Here is a 15,474-nt window from a genome sequence, read left to right as displayed (position 1 = left end):
GGCTGTCGGCGTGCGGCGCGTCAGCGAGTCCGCTCGCCGTGCGGGACGGGCCGCCAGGAGAGAGCCTTGACCCTGGGATGTGTCGCGCGGCCCTGCGAGGAGGTGGTCGGCGTGTCCGACTGGCAGGGGTCCGGGCAGGCGCCGGCGGGGGGCCCACCGGCGCAGGTCGGACGGCCGCTGCTGTCGCTGACGCTGGCCGCGATGATGGACGACGTGCACGCCCACTCCGGCGCGGTCTACCTGCTGGCGCCCCGCGAGCCGGTCCTGGAAATGGCGGTCATGGCGGGGCTGCCCAGGGCCTTCGCCGCACCGTGGGAGCGGGTGGGGCTGAGCGCCCCGATCCCGGTGGCCGAGGCGGTGCGCGAGCGGCGGCTGATCTGGGTCAGCGGCGAGGAACAGATGGCCGGCCGCTATCCGCGGATCGCCGTGGTGCTCCCCTATCCGTTCGCGCTGGCGGCGCTCCCCGTGACGACCGAGAACAGGGCATACGGCGCCGTCTTCGTGACCTGGCCCGGCTCGCACCCGCCGGAGTTGTCCGACCGGGAACGCGACCATCTCACTGCGGCCTGCGACCGGCTCGCACTGCGTCTGGAGCGGGCCGCCAAGGAGCACCGTCCCGTGCACCCCGAGCCGGACCTGCTGGCACCGGCCGCCGCGACGACCGTGGCCGGCACGCTCAGCACGGTGGAGGCCGCGCGGATGGTGGCGCGGCTGCCGTACGGGCTGTGCGCGCTGGATCTGCACGGGCGGATCAGCTACGCGAACACGGCGACGGCCGAGCTGCTCGGGGTCCCGGCCAGCGGATTGCTGGGCACCCAGCTGTGGGCGGCGGTGCCCTGGCTCAACGACCCCGTTTACGAGGACCGCTACCGTGCCGCGCTGCTCAGCCAGCAGGTGACATCGTTCGTGGCGCTGCGGCCGCCCGGCGACTGGCTGTCGTTTCGCCTGTATCCCAGTACGAACGGGCTGAGCGTGCGCATCTCGCGGGCCCGGGCGGTGACCGAGATGACCCGTGCCGAGCCGCAGCGCGGTGACAGCACCCCGCGCCTGGTGACCATCTCCCATCTGCTGAGTCTGGCGAGCGCGCTCACGGAGGCGGCAGGCGTCCAGGACGTGGTGCAACTGGTCGCGGACGAGATCGCGCCCGCTGTCGGCAGCCAGGCCCTGGTCCTGCTCGGCACGCGGGCCGGGCGCCTCCATGTGCTCGGGCATCGGGGCTATCCGGAGGCGCACGTCGTGGAGCGCTTCGACGGAATGCCGCTCAGCGCGCAGACCCCTGGTACCCATGCGCTGAACTCCGGCGTTCCCGCCTTCTTCGACTCGCGTCAGCAGCTGGAGCGTATCTACCCGTCCCGGAAGACGACGCCGGACGGCATGGCCGCGTGGGCCTATCTGCCGCTCATCGCGTCCGGGCGGCCGGTGGGCACCTGCGTCCTGGCGTACGCCCAGCCGCACACCTTTCCCGCCGATGAGCGTGCCGTCCTGACCAGCCTGGGCGGGCTGATCGCGCAGGCGCTGGAGCGTGCCCTCCTCTACGACGCCAAGCTCCAGCTGGCGCACGGTCTGCAAGCCGCGCTGCTGCCGCACTCGCTGCCGTCGCTGCCCTCCATCGAGGCGGCCGCGCGCTATCTGCCGGCCACTCAGGGCATGGACATCGGCGGGGACTTCTACGACCTGGTGGCCTCGCCCGGCCGGGCCGCGGCGGTGATCGGCGATGTACAGGGCCACAACGTGACGGCGGCGGGCCTGATGGGGCAGATCCGCACCGCCGTACGGGCGTACACGACCGTCGGTCAGCCGCCGGAGGAGGTGATGCGGAGCACCAACCGGCTGCTGATCGACCTGGGCACCGACCTCTTCGCCAGCTGTCTGTATCTGCGTCTGGACCCCGCGCGCGAGGTGGCCGTCATGGCGCGCGCGGGCCATCCGCCGCCATTGCTGCGGCGGCCGGACGGCAAGGTCCGGGTGCTCGATCTGGCCGGCGGCCCGCTGCTAGGAATCGACGCGTCGGCCACGTATCCGACGACCGAGGTGCCGCTCACCCCCGGCTCCGTACTCGCCCTCTATACCGATGGTCTGATCGAGTCTCCCGGCGTCGACATCGAAGACGCCCTCTCCGACCTCGGCCGACGGCTCGCCGAGTCCGGCGACCAGCCCCTGGACGCGCTGGCCGACAGCCTCGTACAGCACGGCAGGACGTCGGCGCAGGAGCGGCCCGACGATGTCGCGCTGCTCCTGCTGCGGGCGCGGCCACCCGACTGACGGGCCGCCCTGCAGGACCCGTAGGAGGAGCCGTCCGGTGAGGCTGCCCTGGGCAGCCCGAACGCGGGAAGTCCAGACGCGGGCGGTCCGGCCCTCCCGCCGGAGGGCCGGACCCGTCCACTGCCGACCGGGAGCGCTGTTCCGCGGCCGGGTCAGTGGTTCTTGGTGACCGACCGTCAGGGGGTGGAGGTCACCAGGCCCGAGCCGTCGTCCGTACCGGTGCCGGACTGGTCGCCCGCGGCTCCGCTCGGGTCCGCGGCGCCACCGGCCTGGTCGCCCGCGCCACCTGCCTGGTCGTCAGCACCGCCGGCCTGGTCGCCCGCCCCCGCCGGGTCGCTGGCACTGGCGCTCGGGTCGGCCGCGCCCGCCGGGTCGCTGGCACTGGCGCTCGGGTCGGCCGCGCCGCCGTCACCGGCGCCGGCCCCGGCGTCTCCCGCGCCGAGCGTCGCACCGACCGCCGCCAGCGCGGTCGTGACGGGCTGGAAGAAGGTCTCACCGCCGGTGGTGCAGTCACCGCTGCCGCCCGAGGTGAGGCCGATCGCGCTGCCGTCCTGGGTGAACAGAGAGCCGCCGCTGTCACCCGCCTCGGCGCAGACGTCGGTCTGAATGAGACCGGTGACGGTGTCGACACCATTGGGGTCGGTCTCGCTCTGGAAGTTGACGGTGGCGTCGAGACCGGTGACCGAGCCGTCGTGCAGACCGGTGGTGCTGCCCATCCGGAAGACCTGCTGACCGACTGTGGCCTCCGCCGCCTGGGTAATCTGGACGGTCTGCCCGTTGCCGACGTTGACCTCGCTCGGCGCCTGGGTGTTGGGGTCGTCGTACTTCACGAGTGAGAAGTCGCCGGCGCCGGGGAAGGTCGCCTGGTCGACCGTCGCGATCGGCTGGCCGTTCTGCGAGTCCGACCACTGCTTGGCCGCGACACCGCAGTGCCCGGCGGTCAGGAAGGCGGGGCTGCCGTCGCTCGCGGTGACGTTGAAGCCGAGGGAGCAGCGCACACCGCCGCCGTTCGCCTGGGCGAAGATGGCGTCACCGCCCGACACGAACGTCTTGAACGAGCCGGCGGACTTCTTGACGGCGGCCACACCGGAGCCGAGCGAGTCGACGGTCGACGTCAGCTTGTTCCACTTGGCACCCGTGACCGTACTGTCGGCAGTGACCTGGATCTTGTTGGTCTTCGGGTCGACGGCCCACGCCGTGCCCGGGATCGTCGCGTCCGACTTCAGCGTCTTGGCGGCGGCCTGGAGTGCGGAGGTGCTGTTCTGCACCTGGTTGGCGACGGCGCCGGCCTTCTCGATCCGGTTGACGACATTGCTGTTGTCGCCGACGACATTGATGACGAGCTGCTGCTTCGAGGAGTCGTAGTACGACCCGGCGAAGGCGTCACCCAACTGGGAGGCGAGCTGTGAGGCGACGTCCCCGACATCGGTCGCCTTGAATGTCTTGGGGGTGGCGTCGTCCGAGTTCGACTGGGACGCGTTGGCATTGGGCAGCAGAAGTGCCGCCGCTCCGAGCGCCGCCACGCTTCCTGCCGCGAGGGCGGCCTTGCGCTTGGGTATCCGTTTGTGACTCAACTCTTGACCTCCTGGGGACGGGGTCGATGCCGCCGTCCGGCAGCTGACTGGGGGGCGCCTGGATGGTTGTTGATACGGGTGAGCCACGTGGGTTGTTCAACTGCCTTTAAGAAAGGCAGGAGTTACCTCGGCGAAAGGCATGGATTACGAGGCAATCCCGCCTTTCCGCCGAGCGACCGGGGAACAATGCCTCGCATGACGCTGAACCTCGCGGAAGCCGACAAGATCCTCGCCGACCATTTCGCCCCCTGGGTGCTCGACCTCGGCCTGTCCGTGGCGGAGTTGGGTGACCGACACGCCGTCCTGCGACTGCCGTGGTCCGCGCGGCTAGCCCGGGAGGGCGGCTCGCTGTCCGGCCAGGCGCTGATGGCCGCGGCCGACACGACGACCGTGATCGCGGTGTCCGCGGCGCGCGGCGCCTTCGTCCCCATGACCACCGTCCAGCAGTCCACCAGCTTCCAGCGGGCGGTGACGGAGGCGGATGTGCTGGTCGAGGCGGTGCTCACCAAGCTGGGCCGCCGGATGGCCTTCGCGGACATCACCATGACCGCCGAAGGATCGAAGGAGATCGCGGCGCGGGCGAGCACGGTGTACGCGCTTCTGGGCTGAGCGGACGCACACCCGGGCGCACGACACAATCCGCTACCGATCAGTAACGGTCCGTCCCCGACCTGGAACGGAATCCCGGGTTCAGCGAATCTGCACATCGAATACGCAACGAAGGCACGGCGCGCGACAGATCTGCACAGTCGCGCGCCCCCCTCCGCGCCATTGCGACGGGACTGTCCCATTCGATCCCGGGGCGGCAAGGGCACGCACGAATCGATGCCGCGCAGCATGTGAAGAAGTCGCCCCCGAGACGTGTGCACGCCTGCACGGCTGGACGGTAGAAGTGCTCAAGTGCCCAGGTGAGAGCCCTGGTTGATTGGATACGCGCCACGCGGGCGTGCTTTGATCCGTTGCACCGCGGGGGTCGCACCGAGGCTCCCGGAAACGGGCGCCGCGCGCTCGCGGTGGCGGCCGTCATCTGTCCCCCAGAGGGGGCCGCTCCCCCCTTATGAAATATCCAGACGAAGGGAAGTTCCATCATGAACTCCACCCCCCGTGTTGAGACCGCTGAGATCTCGGACGCCGACCTCGACAGCGTCTCCGGCGGCCTGTCGCTGAACGCCGTTGGCACCGTCACCGGCCTGGTCGACAGCGTTGCCCCGGTCTCCGGCCTCGTGGGCACGGGCGTCGGCACCATCGAGGGTGTGACCGGCCTGAACACCGCCCCGGTCACCGGCCTCGTTGCCGGTCTCTGATTGCATTTCATGCCGTTGAGTCCCGGAACCGCTTCCCGGTTCCGGGACTCTCGGATGTCGTAAATCTCTCGAACAGGTGAGGGAAGTCCCGTGCAGTTCCGCCAACAGGCCCTCGCCAAGCTGCAATCGCCCGAAGAGCTGGACCTTCCGGTGCGCTTCGCCCGCCCCCAGGGCTGGCTCGTGCTGTCCGTGACCGTCGTCGTCATGGCGGCCGCATCGGTGTGGGCCGTGACGGGCACCGTCGCGTCCACGGTCGGCGCACCCGCCATCCTCACGCACGGGGAGGGCAGCTACGTCCTGCAGAGCCCCGTCGCCGGGCAGGTGACCGCGGTCCTCGCCAAGGAGGGCGAACGGCTCGCCGCGAACGCCCCCGTGCTGAAGGTCCGTACGGCGCAAGGGGAAACGGCTGTCGTGCGAACCGTCGCCGCCGGCCGCATCACCGCGCTCGCCGCCACCATCGGCGCGATCATCTCGACCGGCGCGAACGTCGCCGCCGTGGAGAAGGTCGCCCACGCCGACGATCCGCTGTACGCGACCGTGTACGTCCCCGCGGAGAACGCCTCCACGATTCCCGCGAACGCCGCTGTCGATCTCACGGTCCAGTCGGTGCCGACCCAGCAGTACGGGGTGCTGCGCGGCCATGTGAAGGCGGTCGACCGGACCGTGCAGACCCAGCAGCAGATCACCTCCTTCCTCGGTGACAGCCAGCTGGGCGAGCAGTTCACCAAGAAGGGCAGGCCGGTGGCCGTCCTGGTCCGACTCGACCGGTCCTCCGGCACGAAGAGCGGCCTCAAGTGGTCCTCGGCCGACGGGCCGCCGTTCGCGCTCACTTCCATGACCCTGGCCACGGGTTCGATCCGCATGGCCGATCAGCGCCCCATCGATTGGCTCCTGCCGTGACCACCGCACAGGACACCCGGGGCAGACGCCGCGCCGCGCCCCCGAAGCGCACGGTCCCCAAGGGCAGGCGAAAGACAGTCCGCACCCCCACCGTGCTCCAGATGGAGGCCGTCGAGTGCGGTGCGGCCTCCCTCGCCATGGTCCTCGGTCACTACGGCCGGCACATTCCGCTCGAAGAGCTGCGTATCGCGTGCGGTGTCTCGCGGGACGGCTCGCGTGCCAGCAACCTGCTGAAGGCGGCGCGCAGTTACGGCCTGACGGCCAAGGGCATGCAGATGGACACGGCCGCGCTCGCCGAGGTGAGGGCGCCCGCGATCCTGTTCTGGGAATTCAACCACTATGTGGTGTACGACGGCATGGGACGGCGCTTCGGGCGGCGCGGCGTGCACATCAACGACCCCGGCAAGGGACGCCGGTTCGTGCCGATGGAGGACTTCGACACCAGCTTCACCGGAGTCGTCCTGGTCATGGAGCCGGGACCCGACTTCCGCAGGGGCGGCCGCAAGCCGGGAGTCCTGGGCGCCATGCCGGCCCGGCTGCGCGGCACGTCGGGCACCATGCCCGCGGCTGTGCTGGCGAGCCTGCTGCTGGTGGTGGTCGGCGCGGCGCTCCCCGCGCTCAGCCGGACATACATCGACCAGTATCTGATCGGTGGCCAGAGCTCCCTGCTCGGCGTGCTGTTCGCGTCGATGGGCGCCTCGGTGCTGCTCACGGTGGGGTTGACCTGGTTGCAGCAGGCCAATCTGCTGCGCGGCCGCATCATCTCCTCGACGCTTTCCAGCGCGCGTTTCCTGCGCCATCTGCTACGGCTGCCGGTCACCTTCTTCTCCCAGCGCAGCCCGGCCGACCTGGTGCAGCGGCTCCAGTCGAACGACGCGGTGGCCGAGACCCTGGCCCGCGATCTCGCCGCGGCCGGTGTGGACGCGATCGTGGTCGTGCTCTACGCCGTGCTGCTCTACACCTACGATCCGCAGCTCACCGCCGTGGGCATCGGCGTGGCGCTGCTCAACGTGGTGGCGATGCGGGTGGTGATCCGGCTGCGCGCGACCCGCACCGCGAAGCTGCGCGCGGACACCGCCCGGCTCACCAACACGGCCTACACGGGGCTCCAGCTCATCGAGACGATGAAGGCCACCGGCGGCGAGGACGGCTACTTCCGCAAGTGGGCGGGACAGCACGCGACCACGCTGGAGGAGCAGCAGCGCCTCGGTGTGCCGAGCGCCTGGCTGGGTGTGGTCGCGCCGACGCTCGCGGCGCTCAACTCGGCGCTGATCCTGTGGATCGGCGGTCTGCGCGCGATCGAGGGCCATATCTCGGTGGGTCTGCTGGTCGCCTTCCAGGCTCTCGTCACCCGCTTCACCGCCCCGATCACGCGCCTCAACGGCGTCGCGGGCCGCATCCAGGACTTCGCGGCCGACGTGGCCCGTCTCAAGGACGTCGAGAACTTCCAGGCGGACCCGCTCTACGCCCGCTCGGGCACCGGCGAGTCCACCCGCCGTCTGCACGGCCATGTCGAGCTGGAGAACATCACGTTCGGCTACAGCCCGCTCGACAAGCCGCTGCTCACCGGCTTCTCGCTGACGGTTGGGCCGGGCCAGCAGGTCGCACTGGTCGGGGGCTCGGGAAGCGGCAAGTCGACGGTTTCCAGGCTGATTTCGGGCCTGTACGCCCCCTGGGAAGGCACGATCCGCATCGATGGGCAGCGCCTGGAGGACATCCCGCGCGGCGCCCTCGCGGCCTCCGTGTCCTTCGTCGACCAGGACGTCTTCCTCTTCGAGGGCACGGTCCGCGACAACATCGCGCTGTGGGATCCGTCGATCCCGGACGACGCCGTGGTCGCGGCGCTGGAGGACGCGGCGCTGTACGACGTGGTCATGCGCCGTCCCGGCGGCATCCACAGCCGGGTCGAGCAGGACGGACGAAACTTCTCCGGCGGCCAGCGTCAACGCCTGGAGATCGCACGGGCGTTGGTCCGCAGGCCCAGCATCCTGGTGCTCGACGAGGTGACCAGCGCGCTGGACGCGGAGACCGAGCAGACCGTCATGGACAACCTGCGCAAGCGCGGCTGCGCCTGTGTCGTGATCGCGCACCGGCTCAGCACAGTGCGCGACAGCGACGAGATCGTCGTACTTCAGCACGGCACGATCGTGGAACGCGGGCGGCACGACGCCCTGGTGGCGGCCGGCGGCCCGTACGCCGAGCTGGTCAAGGAGCGATGAGATGACCACGGTTCACGAGGGCGTTCACGAGGGAGACCTCGTCCTCGGCGCGCTCGGCGGCATGGGCACGCCGGTCGACTGCACCGGCCTCAACCGCCTCGACCTGGAAGGCCCGCAAGTCCTGTGGCTCGTCGCGGCGGGTGCCATGGACCTGTTCGCGGTCGACGCCGCCCAGCAGGGCCACTGGCACCACCTCGGCCGGCTCGAAGCGGGCTCCCTTCTCCTCGGCCCGGTCGCGGGACCCCAACACACGCTCGTCGGACGCCCGCTGCGCGACTGCGTGGTGCACCGGATCGTGCTGCGTGAGCTGTACCAGCCGGTCAACACCGAGACCTGGTCGTACGACGAGTACGGCAACCCCCAGTACGTACCGCCGACGTCGAGCCCGCTGGAGTACGCCCTCGCCCTCGGCGTCGGCCGCAGCCTCTCCATCCTCTTCCAGGCGCCGATGGCGACCGAGAACGCCGCCGCGCTCACGGACGACGACGTCTTCTGGATGCAGGTGCCGCCCGGCAGTGTGCAGTACGGCTCGCTGTACGGCGCCGAAGCGGCCGCCGACCTGCTGATGGACCCCGGTGTCTGGCAGAGCATGGTCGACCAGCAGTATCGCCTGCTGACCACGCTCGACCGCTGGATCGAGCAGCTGGAGGCCAGCCACGAGGACCGTACGGCGGCGGGCATCAAGGCGGGCGAGGCCGTCCGTGCCCAGGCCGACCGGACCCTGCTCGCCTCCATCGGCAAGTCCGCGGCCAAGCGCCCTACCACCGCCGACGCGGACGCCACATACGCGGCCTGCAAGCTGGTCGCCCGCGAGGCCGGGATCACCCTCGCGGAGTCCGCGCAGAGCGGAACGGAGAGCGACCGGCTCGACCCGGTCGAACGAATCGCGCTCGCCTCGCGCGTCCGCACCCGTGCGGTACGCCTGGACGGGCGCTGGTGGCGGGACAACATCGGTCCGCTGATAGGCCACCGGGCCGTCTCGGGTGCGCCGGTCGCGCTGCTGTGGCGGCGCGGCGGATACGTGGCCGTGCAGCCGTCGTCCGGGCGCGAGACACCGGTCGAGAAGGCGAATGCGGCGGAGTTCGAGCCGCGGGGCGTGATGTTCTACCGGCCGCTGCCCGAGCGGAGGCTGAGCCCGCTGCGGCTGCTTCGCTTCTGTCTGCAGGGCACCGGCGGCGATCTGCGCAACCTCGCCATCAGCGGTCTGGTGACCGTGGCGATCGGCGCGCTGGTGCCGATCGCCACCGGCAAGGTGCTCGGGGAGTACGTGCCGAAGGCCCAGCACGGTCTCATCGTGCAGGTCTGTCTGGCCATCATGATCACCAGCATCGTGTCGGCGGCGTTCATGCTCCTGCAGAACCTGACGATGCTGCGGATGGAGGGGCGGATCGAGGCCACGCTCCAGCCGGCCGTGTGGGACCGGCTGCTCAGGCTGCCGACCAAGTTCTTCACCGCACGCTCGACCGGTGAGCTCGCCAGTGCCGCCATGGGCATCAGCGCGATCCGCCGGCTCCTCGCGGGTGTCGGCCCGACAGTCGCGCAGGCGGGTACGGTCGGCGCGATGAACCTGGGGTTGCTGTTCTGGTACAGCGTGCCGATGGCGCTGGCCGCGATCGGCATGCTCGTCGTCATCGCGGCCGTGTTCCTGGGCCTGGGCCTGTGGCAGGTGCGCTGGCAGCGCCGCCTCGTCGTGCTCAGCAACAAGCTGAACAACCAGGCGTTCCAGACCCTGCGCGGACTGCCCAAGCTGCGGGTCGCGGCGGCCGAGAACTACGCGTACGCCGCCTGGGCGAGCGAGTTCGCGCGCAGCCGCGAACTCCAGCAGAAGGTCGGCCGCATCAAGAACCTCACCACGGTGATGGGCGCGGTGTATCTGCCGCTCTGTTCGCTGCTGATGTTCATGCTGCTGGCGGGCCCGGCGCACGGCTCGTTGTCGGCCGCGGACTTCCTCACTTTCAGCACCTCGATGACGATGCTGCTCACCTCGGTCACCCAGATCACCGGCGCGTTCGTCTCGGCGGCGGCCGCGCTGCCGATGTTCGAGGAGATCAAGCCGGTGCTCGATGCGACGCCCGAGGTACGCGTGGCGAGCACCCGCCCGGGCATCCTGTCCGGCGGCATCGAGGCCCGAAGGCTCTCCTTCCGGTACGCCGACGACGGCCCGCTCGTCCTCGACGACGTGTCGTTCGACATCAGGCCGGGCGAGTTCGTGGCGATCGTCGGTCCCAGCGGTTGCGGCAAGTCCACGCTGCTGCGGCTGCTCATCGGCTTCGACAAACCGGTGTCGGGCAGTGTGCTGTACGACGGCCAGGATCTGGCGGCCCTCGACCAGTCCGCCGTACGCCGTCAGTGCGGTGTGGTGCTCCAGCACGCACAGCCGTTCACCGGCTCGATCCTGGACTGCATCTGCGGCACCGAGCCCTACACGCCCGAGGAGGCGATGGCCGCGGCCGAGATGGCGGGCCTGGCCGAGGACATCAAACGCATGCCGATGGGTCTGCACACCATCGTCTCCGGCAGCGGTGCCATCTCCGGCGGTCAGCGCCAGCGGCTGATGATCGCCCAGGCGCTGATCCGACGCCCCCGCATCCTCTTCTTCGACGAGGCGACCAGTGCCCTGGACAACGAGACGCAGCGCACGGTCATCGAGAGCACCCGGGCGCTCAACGCCACAAGAGTCGTGATCGCGCACCGCCTGTCCACGGTGATGGACGCGGACCGCGTCATCGTGATGGAGGACGGCCGGGTCGCCCAGCAGGGCCCGCCCGCACAGCTGTTGGCGGACACGGGCGGGCGGCTGCACGAGTTGGTGCGGCGCCAGATGCAGTGAGCGGTCAGTCGAGGCCCGGGACCGGGGCACCCGAGGGGACTCCGGCCTCGATGTAGCCGCGATAGATCTCCTTCCAGGGCGCACCGGCACCGGCGTGCGGGCCTTCAGGCCGCTCGCCCCGTGCCTTCGCGTCGAGGCCGGCCAGGCACACCTCCCAGCCGGCTCCGTTGCGCGCGGCGGTGTTCTCGGCCACCAGAACATTGGTGAGCGTGAAATGCGTGCGCTTCTCGTCGAGGGCTTCGAGGTCGAAGTGCAGCTCATATTCCCGTCAAGGAATACATGACCTTCGGGCCACCGTCACCTCATCCGTCGACCCCAGCGAAACGTTGCCGTTTCGCTCGAAGTGACCTAACCTCGATGCGTACGAAACAGTTTCGTTTACGTACACGTTACCTCGAACGACTTCCGTTTCCTTGAGCGACTTCCCTGGAGTGGTTCTCCCATGCCTCAGACCCTGACCGACGGCACCCGAGCGGGTGCGGTCGACGCACCACCCGCGGAGGCGTCCAAGCGACGCTGGTTGATCCTCGCGATCACCGGCATCGCCCAGCTGATGGTGGTCCTCGACGCCACCATCGTGAACATCGCGCTGCCGTCCGCCCAGGCGGATCTGGGCTTCTCCGACGGCAACCGGCAGTGGATCGTCACCGCGTACTCCCTGGCCTTCGCCTCCCTCCTGCTGCTCGGCGGGCGCATCGCGGACCTCTTCGGGCGCAAGCCCGCCTTCCTGATCGGTGTCGCCGGGTTCGCCGCGGCCTCCGTGCTCGGCGGCGCGTCCACCAGCTTCGGAATGCTGGTCACCGCCCGCGCCCTCCAGGGCGTCTTCGGCGCGCTCCTCGCTCCCGCCGCACTCTCGCTGCTGAACACGACCTTCACCGACGCCAAGGAACGCGCCAAGGCGTTCAGCGTGTACGGCGCGATCGCCGGCGCCGGCGGCGCGGTGGGTCTGCTGCTGGGCGGTGTGCTGACCGACGCGCTCGACTGGCGCTGGACGCTCTTCGTCAACATCGTCTTCGCGATCGTCGCCTTCGCCGGTGGCTGGGTGCTGCTGACCAATCACCGTGACGCGGCGAACTCCAAGCTCGACCTGCCGGGCACGCTGCTGGTCTCCTCCGGTCTCTTCTCCCTGGTCTACGGCTTCTCCAACGCCGAGACGCACGACTGGAGTTCGCCCGCCACCTGGGGCTTCCTGGCCGCCGGCGGCATCCTGCTGACCGCTTTCGCCTGGTGGCAGACCCGGGCCAAGCACCCGCTGCTGCCGATGCGCGTGCTGCTCGACCGCAACCGTGCCGCGTCGTTCATCACGGTCCTGATCACCGGCGCGGGCATGTTCGGGGTCTTCCTCTTCCTCACCTACTACCTGCAGCTGAACCTGGGCTTCAGCCCGACCAAGACGGGTGTGGCGTTCCTGCCGATGATGGCGGCCCTGATGATCATGGCGCAGGTATCCACCACGATCCTGGTGCCGCGGATCGGGCCGAAGGCCGTCATCCCCGCGGGCTTCGCGATCGCCGCGGTCGGCATGGCGTGGCTGACCGGCATCGGTCTCGGCTCGTCCTTCTCGACGGCAGTGCTGCCGCAGCTACTGCTGGTCGGCGCGGGCCTCGGCATGGTAATGCCGCCGGCCATGTCGCTGGCGACCAGCGGGGTCGCCCCCGCCGACGCCGGTGTCGCCTCGGCGACCGTCAACACCATGCAGCAGGTGGGCGGTTCGATCGGTACGGCGCTGCTGAACACGCTCGCCGCGAGCGCCGCGACCAGCTATCTGTCCGGCAAGGACGCGACCAACAAGCTCGTCCAGGCCCAGTCCACGATCGAGAGCTACACCACCGCCTTCTGGTGGTCGGCCGGCTTCTTCGTCGCGGGCGCGCTGATCGCCTCCCTGCTCTACCGCCGCGGGAAGCTGGAGCAGGACCCGAACGCCGCACCGGTCGTCCACATGTGATCGGTTCCTGATCCGATCACCCGCCAGGCCGAGGGGCCGCCGTCTGCAGGGAGATGGCGGCCCCTCATCCCTGTCCGGCGTCTTTCGTCGCGGACCGTCTCGACCCTCTCCGGTAACGGGCCGTCTCGGCGGCCAGGCGGGCCTGCTGAGCCAGCTCGTTCTGCGGCTGCGCGGGCCGGTACACGACGATGGCCCGGCGCGTCTTCTCCAGCCTCAACTCCGAGGAGCTGGGGGCCACTTCACCGTCGTACGCCAGACTGTCCGCACCGGCGAGCCCCTCCAGCTGCACCCACGGGACCTGTTCGGCGCTGTACACCCGGGAGCGGCGGAGCCCCCCGACCAGCGCGGAGGCGATGACGCGGGTGCGCGCGAGCCGGCGGTCGCCGTCGATCAGCCGCACGTCGAGCAGTCCGTCGTCCAGGCGCGGCCGGAAGGCAGGGGCGAAGCCCTCGGGCACGTACCGGCCGTTGCCCGCGAAGAGCAGCCACAGGCGGCGCGGGCGGCCGTTGACACTCAGCTCGATGGGGGTCGCGGTGCGCAGCACCCTGATGAGAGCGACGGCCGCGGCGGGCCACTTGCCCCACCGGTCCTCCAAGTGCTCGCGCAGCCGCACGAGTTCGGGGTACAGGCCGATGCTGAAGGTGTTCAGGAACCGCACGTCCTGCCCGGCCCCCGACCTTGCCACGCCGAAGTCCACGGCCACCGCCTCGCCCCGGGCGACCGCGACAGCGGTGTCCTCGAAGTCGGGGACGCCCACGTCCTGGGCGAAGTGATTGAGGGTGCCGCCGGGGAAAACCGCCAGCGCGAGCCCCCGTTCGGCCGCCGCGCGGGCCGCGGCGTTGACGCTGCCGTCGCCTCCGCACACGCCCAGCGCGCCGCCCGCCCGCGCGGCCCGGTCGGCGGCCTCGGCGAGCAGCGCGGTGAAGTCGTCCCCGGGGCCCCGCTCGATCAGCTCGGCCCCGGGCAGCAGGGCGCGCAGCCGCTCGGCGGGCGGCAGTGGCGCGGCCGGCGCGCCGGTGCCGGCCCGGCTGTTGACGAACACGACCAGTCCCTCGCCGCGGGGCAGCGCGGGCGCGTCTGCCGCGGGCCGCTCCCGCTCCGGGGCAGTCGCGCGCGGTGGCCACCAGCGGCAGGTGAGCGCGGCGGCTCCGGCGCCGATCACCACGCCGACCAGCACGTCTCCCGGGTAGTGCACGCCCACGTAGACGCGGGAGAAGGCGACGGTGGCGGCGAGGGGCGCGACCATGGCGCCGTAGCGGGTGGATTCCAGGGCCACGCCGGTGGCGAAGGCCGCGGCGGACGCGGAGTGCCCGGAGGGGAAGGACGTGGTGTGCGGCTGATGCCCGAGGTGCCGGATCTGCGGTACGAGATCCAGCAGCGGGCGGGGGCGCCGGGCGCTCCACTTCACGACCGTGTTGACGGTCAGCGAGGCCAGCGCGAGCGAGCCCACACCGCGCAGCGCCGCCCGTCTGGCCCGGTGCCCGCCGATCGCCGCGAGCCCGGCCGCCGTACCCAGCCACAGGCGCCCGTGGTCGGCGGAGTGGCTGAGCCGCCGCAGCGCCGGATCGGCTCCGGGCACCCGTGCCCCGGCCACCCGTGTGAACAGCCGCTGGTCCAGTTCGCCGAGTACACGCATGCTCCATCGCTACGGTGCCGCGTCTGCGTCGGCATCCCGGGTGACTCGGACCGGTGACGTGTCTGCTCCGTGCGGCGCATGCCAGTGACGTATCCGCTCCGGCCGGCGAACGTCAGTAGCCGACTGCCGGCCTCTCCGCTCCGGCCGGCGAACGTCGGCAAGGGGCTGCCGACCTTCGGCGCACGCGGGTCACGGGCTGTCCGCCGCCGGTGACCTCCTGCCCGCCGACGGCACATGGAATTGACCGCCAGCCCCACTGCGCCGCCCGTTTACGCCGCGCCGCGCAGCCGTCATGGTGGCCGTATGCGCAGATCTGCGGCGGCGGCCGGCAGCTCTCTCTTCCTGGCGCTGGCTCCCGGCACCGTGGCGGTCCTCCTCCCCTGGTGGCTGACGGGCTGGCGGGCCGGTCACTGGTGGGGGCCCGTGCGCGTGCTGGGTCTGGTGCCCCTGGCCGCGGGCGCGGTGGTCCTGTTGTTCGCCTTCGCGCGGTTCGTCGTCGAGGGCCTCGGCACTCCGGCCCCGGTCGCGCCCACGGAACACCTGGTCGTGGGCGGGCTCTACCGGCATGTCCGCAATCCGATGTACGTGGCCGTCGTCGCGCGGATCGCCGGGCAGTCCCTGCTGCTCGCCCGGCCGGTACTGCTGGTGTACGGCGCGGTCGCCGGGCTCGTGATGGCGGCGTTCGCGCGGTGGTACGAGGAACCGGAACTGATCGACCGATTCGGCGCGGAGTACGAGCGCTACCGACGAGCGGTACCCGGCTGGCTGCCCAGGCTCCGCCCCTGGCGCGACACCGGTTGACTC

The 15,474-nt window shown here is 70.8% G+C and carries 10 protein-coding genes and 1 pseudogene; 8 read left to right on the top strand and 3 right to left on the bottom strand.

Annotated elements, in window-relative coordinates; genetic code table 11:
• Nucleotides 1–102: 102 nt before the first annotated feature.
• Nucleotides 103–2,262 (top strand): SpoIIE family protein phosphatase, encoded by a 2,160-nt coding sequence (locus OG390_RS47180; protein ID WP_406178289.1) that lies wholly within the window; start codon nt 103–105, stop codon nt 2,260–2,262.
• Between the two features lie 176 nt (nt 2,263–2,438).
• Here the strand turns inward: OG390_RS47180 and OG390_RS47175 are convergent, their stop codons facing one another.
• The gene (locus tag OG390_RS47175) at nt 2,439–3,836 is read right to left on the bottom strand and encodes a S1 family peptidase (protein ID WP_406176704.1); all 1,398 of its coding nucleotides are present in this window, start codon (nt 3,834–3,836) and stop codon (nt 2,439–2,441) included.
• 195 nt (nt 3,837–4,031) lie between these two features.
• Between OG390_RS47175 and OG390_RS47170 the strand changes: the two genes are divergently transcribed.
• From OG390_RS47170 to OG390_RS47150, 5 genes are all read left to right on the top strand, one after another.
• The gene (locus tag OG390_RS47170) at nt 4,032–4,445 is read left to right on the top strand and encodes a PaaI family thioesterase (RefSeq protein WP_406176702.1); all 414 of its coding nucleotides are present in this window, start codon (nt 4,032–4,034) and stop codon (nt 4,443–4,445) included.
• Nucleotides 4,446–4,924: 479 nt separating this feature from the next.
• The gene (locus OG390_RS47165) at nt 4,925–5,140 is read left to right on the top strand and encodes a type A2 lantipeptide (protein WP_406176700.1); all 216 of its coding nucleotides are present in this window, start codon (nt 4,925–4,927) and stop codon (nt 5,138–5,140) included.
• A gap of 90 nt (nt 5,141–5,230) precedes the next feature.
• Entirely contained in the window at nt 5,231–6,040 is an 810-nt protein-coding gene (locus tag OG390_RS47160) for an HlyD family efflux transporter periplasmic adaptor subunit (protein ID WP_406176698.1), read from the top strand.
• Nucleotides 6,037–8,259: an NHLP family bacteriocin export ABC transporter peptidase/permease/ATPase subunit gene (locus OG390_RS47155; protein ID WP_406176697.1), complete on the top strand. Its 2,223-nt coding sequence runs from the start codon at nt 6,037–6,039 to the stop codon at nt 8,257–8,259. The genes OG390_RS47160 and OG390_RS47155 overlap by 4 nt, the downstream gene beginning before the upstream one ends.
• A 1-nt stretch (nt 8,260) precedes the next feature.
• Nucleotides 8,261–11,089 (top strand): NHLP bacteriocin export ABC transporter permease/ATPase subunit, encoded by a 2,829-nt coding sequence (locus OG390_RS47150; RefSeq protein WP_406176695.1) that lies wholly within the window; start codon nt 8,261–8,263, stop codon nt 11,087–11,089.
• Between the two features lie 4 nt (nt 11,090–11,093).
• On the opposite strand, the pseudogene OG390_RS47145 reads toward OG390_RS47150, so the two are convergent.
• Nucleotides 11,094–11,348 (bottom strand): annotated as a pseudogene (locus tag OG390_RS47145) (toxin); the annotation flags it as partial.
• A 183-nt stretch (nt 11,349–11,531) separates the two neighbouring features.
• On the opposite strand from OG390_RS47145, the gene OG390_RS47140 reads away from it, so the two are divergent.
• Entirely contained in the window at nt 11,532–13,034 is a 1,503-nt protein-coding gene (locus OG390_RS47140; protein WP_406176694.1) for an MFS transporter, read from the top strand.
• 64 nt (nt 13,035–13,098) lie between these two features.
• On the opposite strand, the gene OG390_RS47135 is transcribed toward OG390_RS47140, so the two are convergent.
• Nucleotides 13,099–14,670 carry a bifunctional phosphatase PAP2/diacylglycerol kinase family protein gene (locus OG390_RS47135; protein ID WP_406176692.1) on the bottom strand — a complete coding sequence of 524 codons (1,572 nt, stop codon included), beginning with the start codon at nt 14,668–14,670 and terminating at the stop codon, nt 13,099–13,101.
• Nucleotides 14,671–14,973: 303 nt separating this feature from the next.
• On the opposite strand from OG390_RS47135, the gene OG390_RS47130 reads away from it, so the two are divergent.
• Nucleotides 14,974–15,471 (top strand): methyltransferase family protein, encoded by a 498-nt coding sequence (locus OG390_RS47130; protein WP_406176690.1) that lies wholly within the window; start codon nt 14,974–14,976, stop codon nt 15,469–15,471.
• Nucleotides 15,472–15,474: the final 3 nt, after the last annotated feature.

The sequence above is a fragment of the Streptomyces sp. NBC_00996 genome, assembly GCF_045162675.1.
In the GTDB taxonomy this organism is placed as follows: Bacteria; Actinomycetota; Actinomycetes; order Streptomycetales; family Streptomycetaceae; genus Streptomyces.
This window is presented reverse-complemented; position numbering and strand designations above follow the sequence as displayed.

Excerpts from the sequence above, each read along its gene's own strand:
- OG390_RS47150 (WP_406176695.1), top strand. The coding sequence starts at position 8,261 with ATGACCACGGTTCACGAGGGCGTTCACGAGGGAGACCTCGTCCTCGGC.
- OG390_RS47165 (WP_406176700.1), top strand. The coding sequence starts at position 4,925 with ATGAACTCCACCCCCCGTGTTGAGACCGCTGAGATCTCGGACGCCGAC.
- OG390_RS47140 (WP_406176694.1), top strand. The coding sequence starts at position 11,532 with ATGCCTCAGACCCTGACCGACGGCACCCGAGCGGGTGCGGTCGACGCA.
- OG390_RS47170 (WP_406176702.1), top strand. The coding sequence starts at position 4,032 with ATGACGCTGAACCTCGCGGAAGCCGACAAGATCCTCGCCGACCATTTC.
- OG390_RS47130 (WP_406176690.1), top strand. The coding sequence starts at position 14,974 with ATGCGCAGATCTGCGGCGGCGGCCGGCAGCTCTCTCTTCCTGGCGCTG.
- OG390_RS47135 (WP_406176692.1), bottom strand. The coding sequence starts at position 14,670 with ATGCGTGTACTCGGCGAACTGGACCAGCGGCTGTTCACACGGGTGGCC.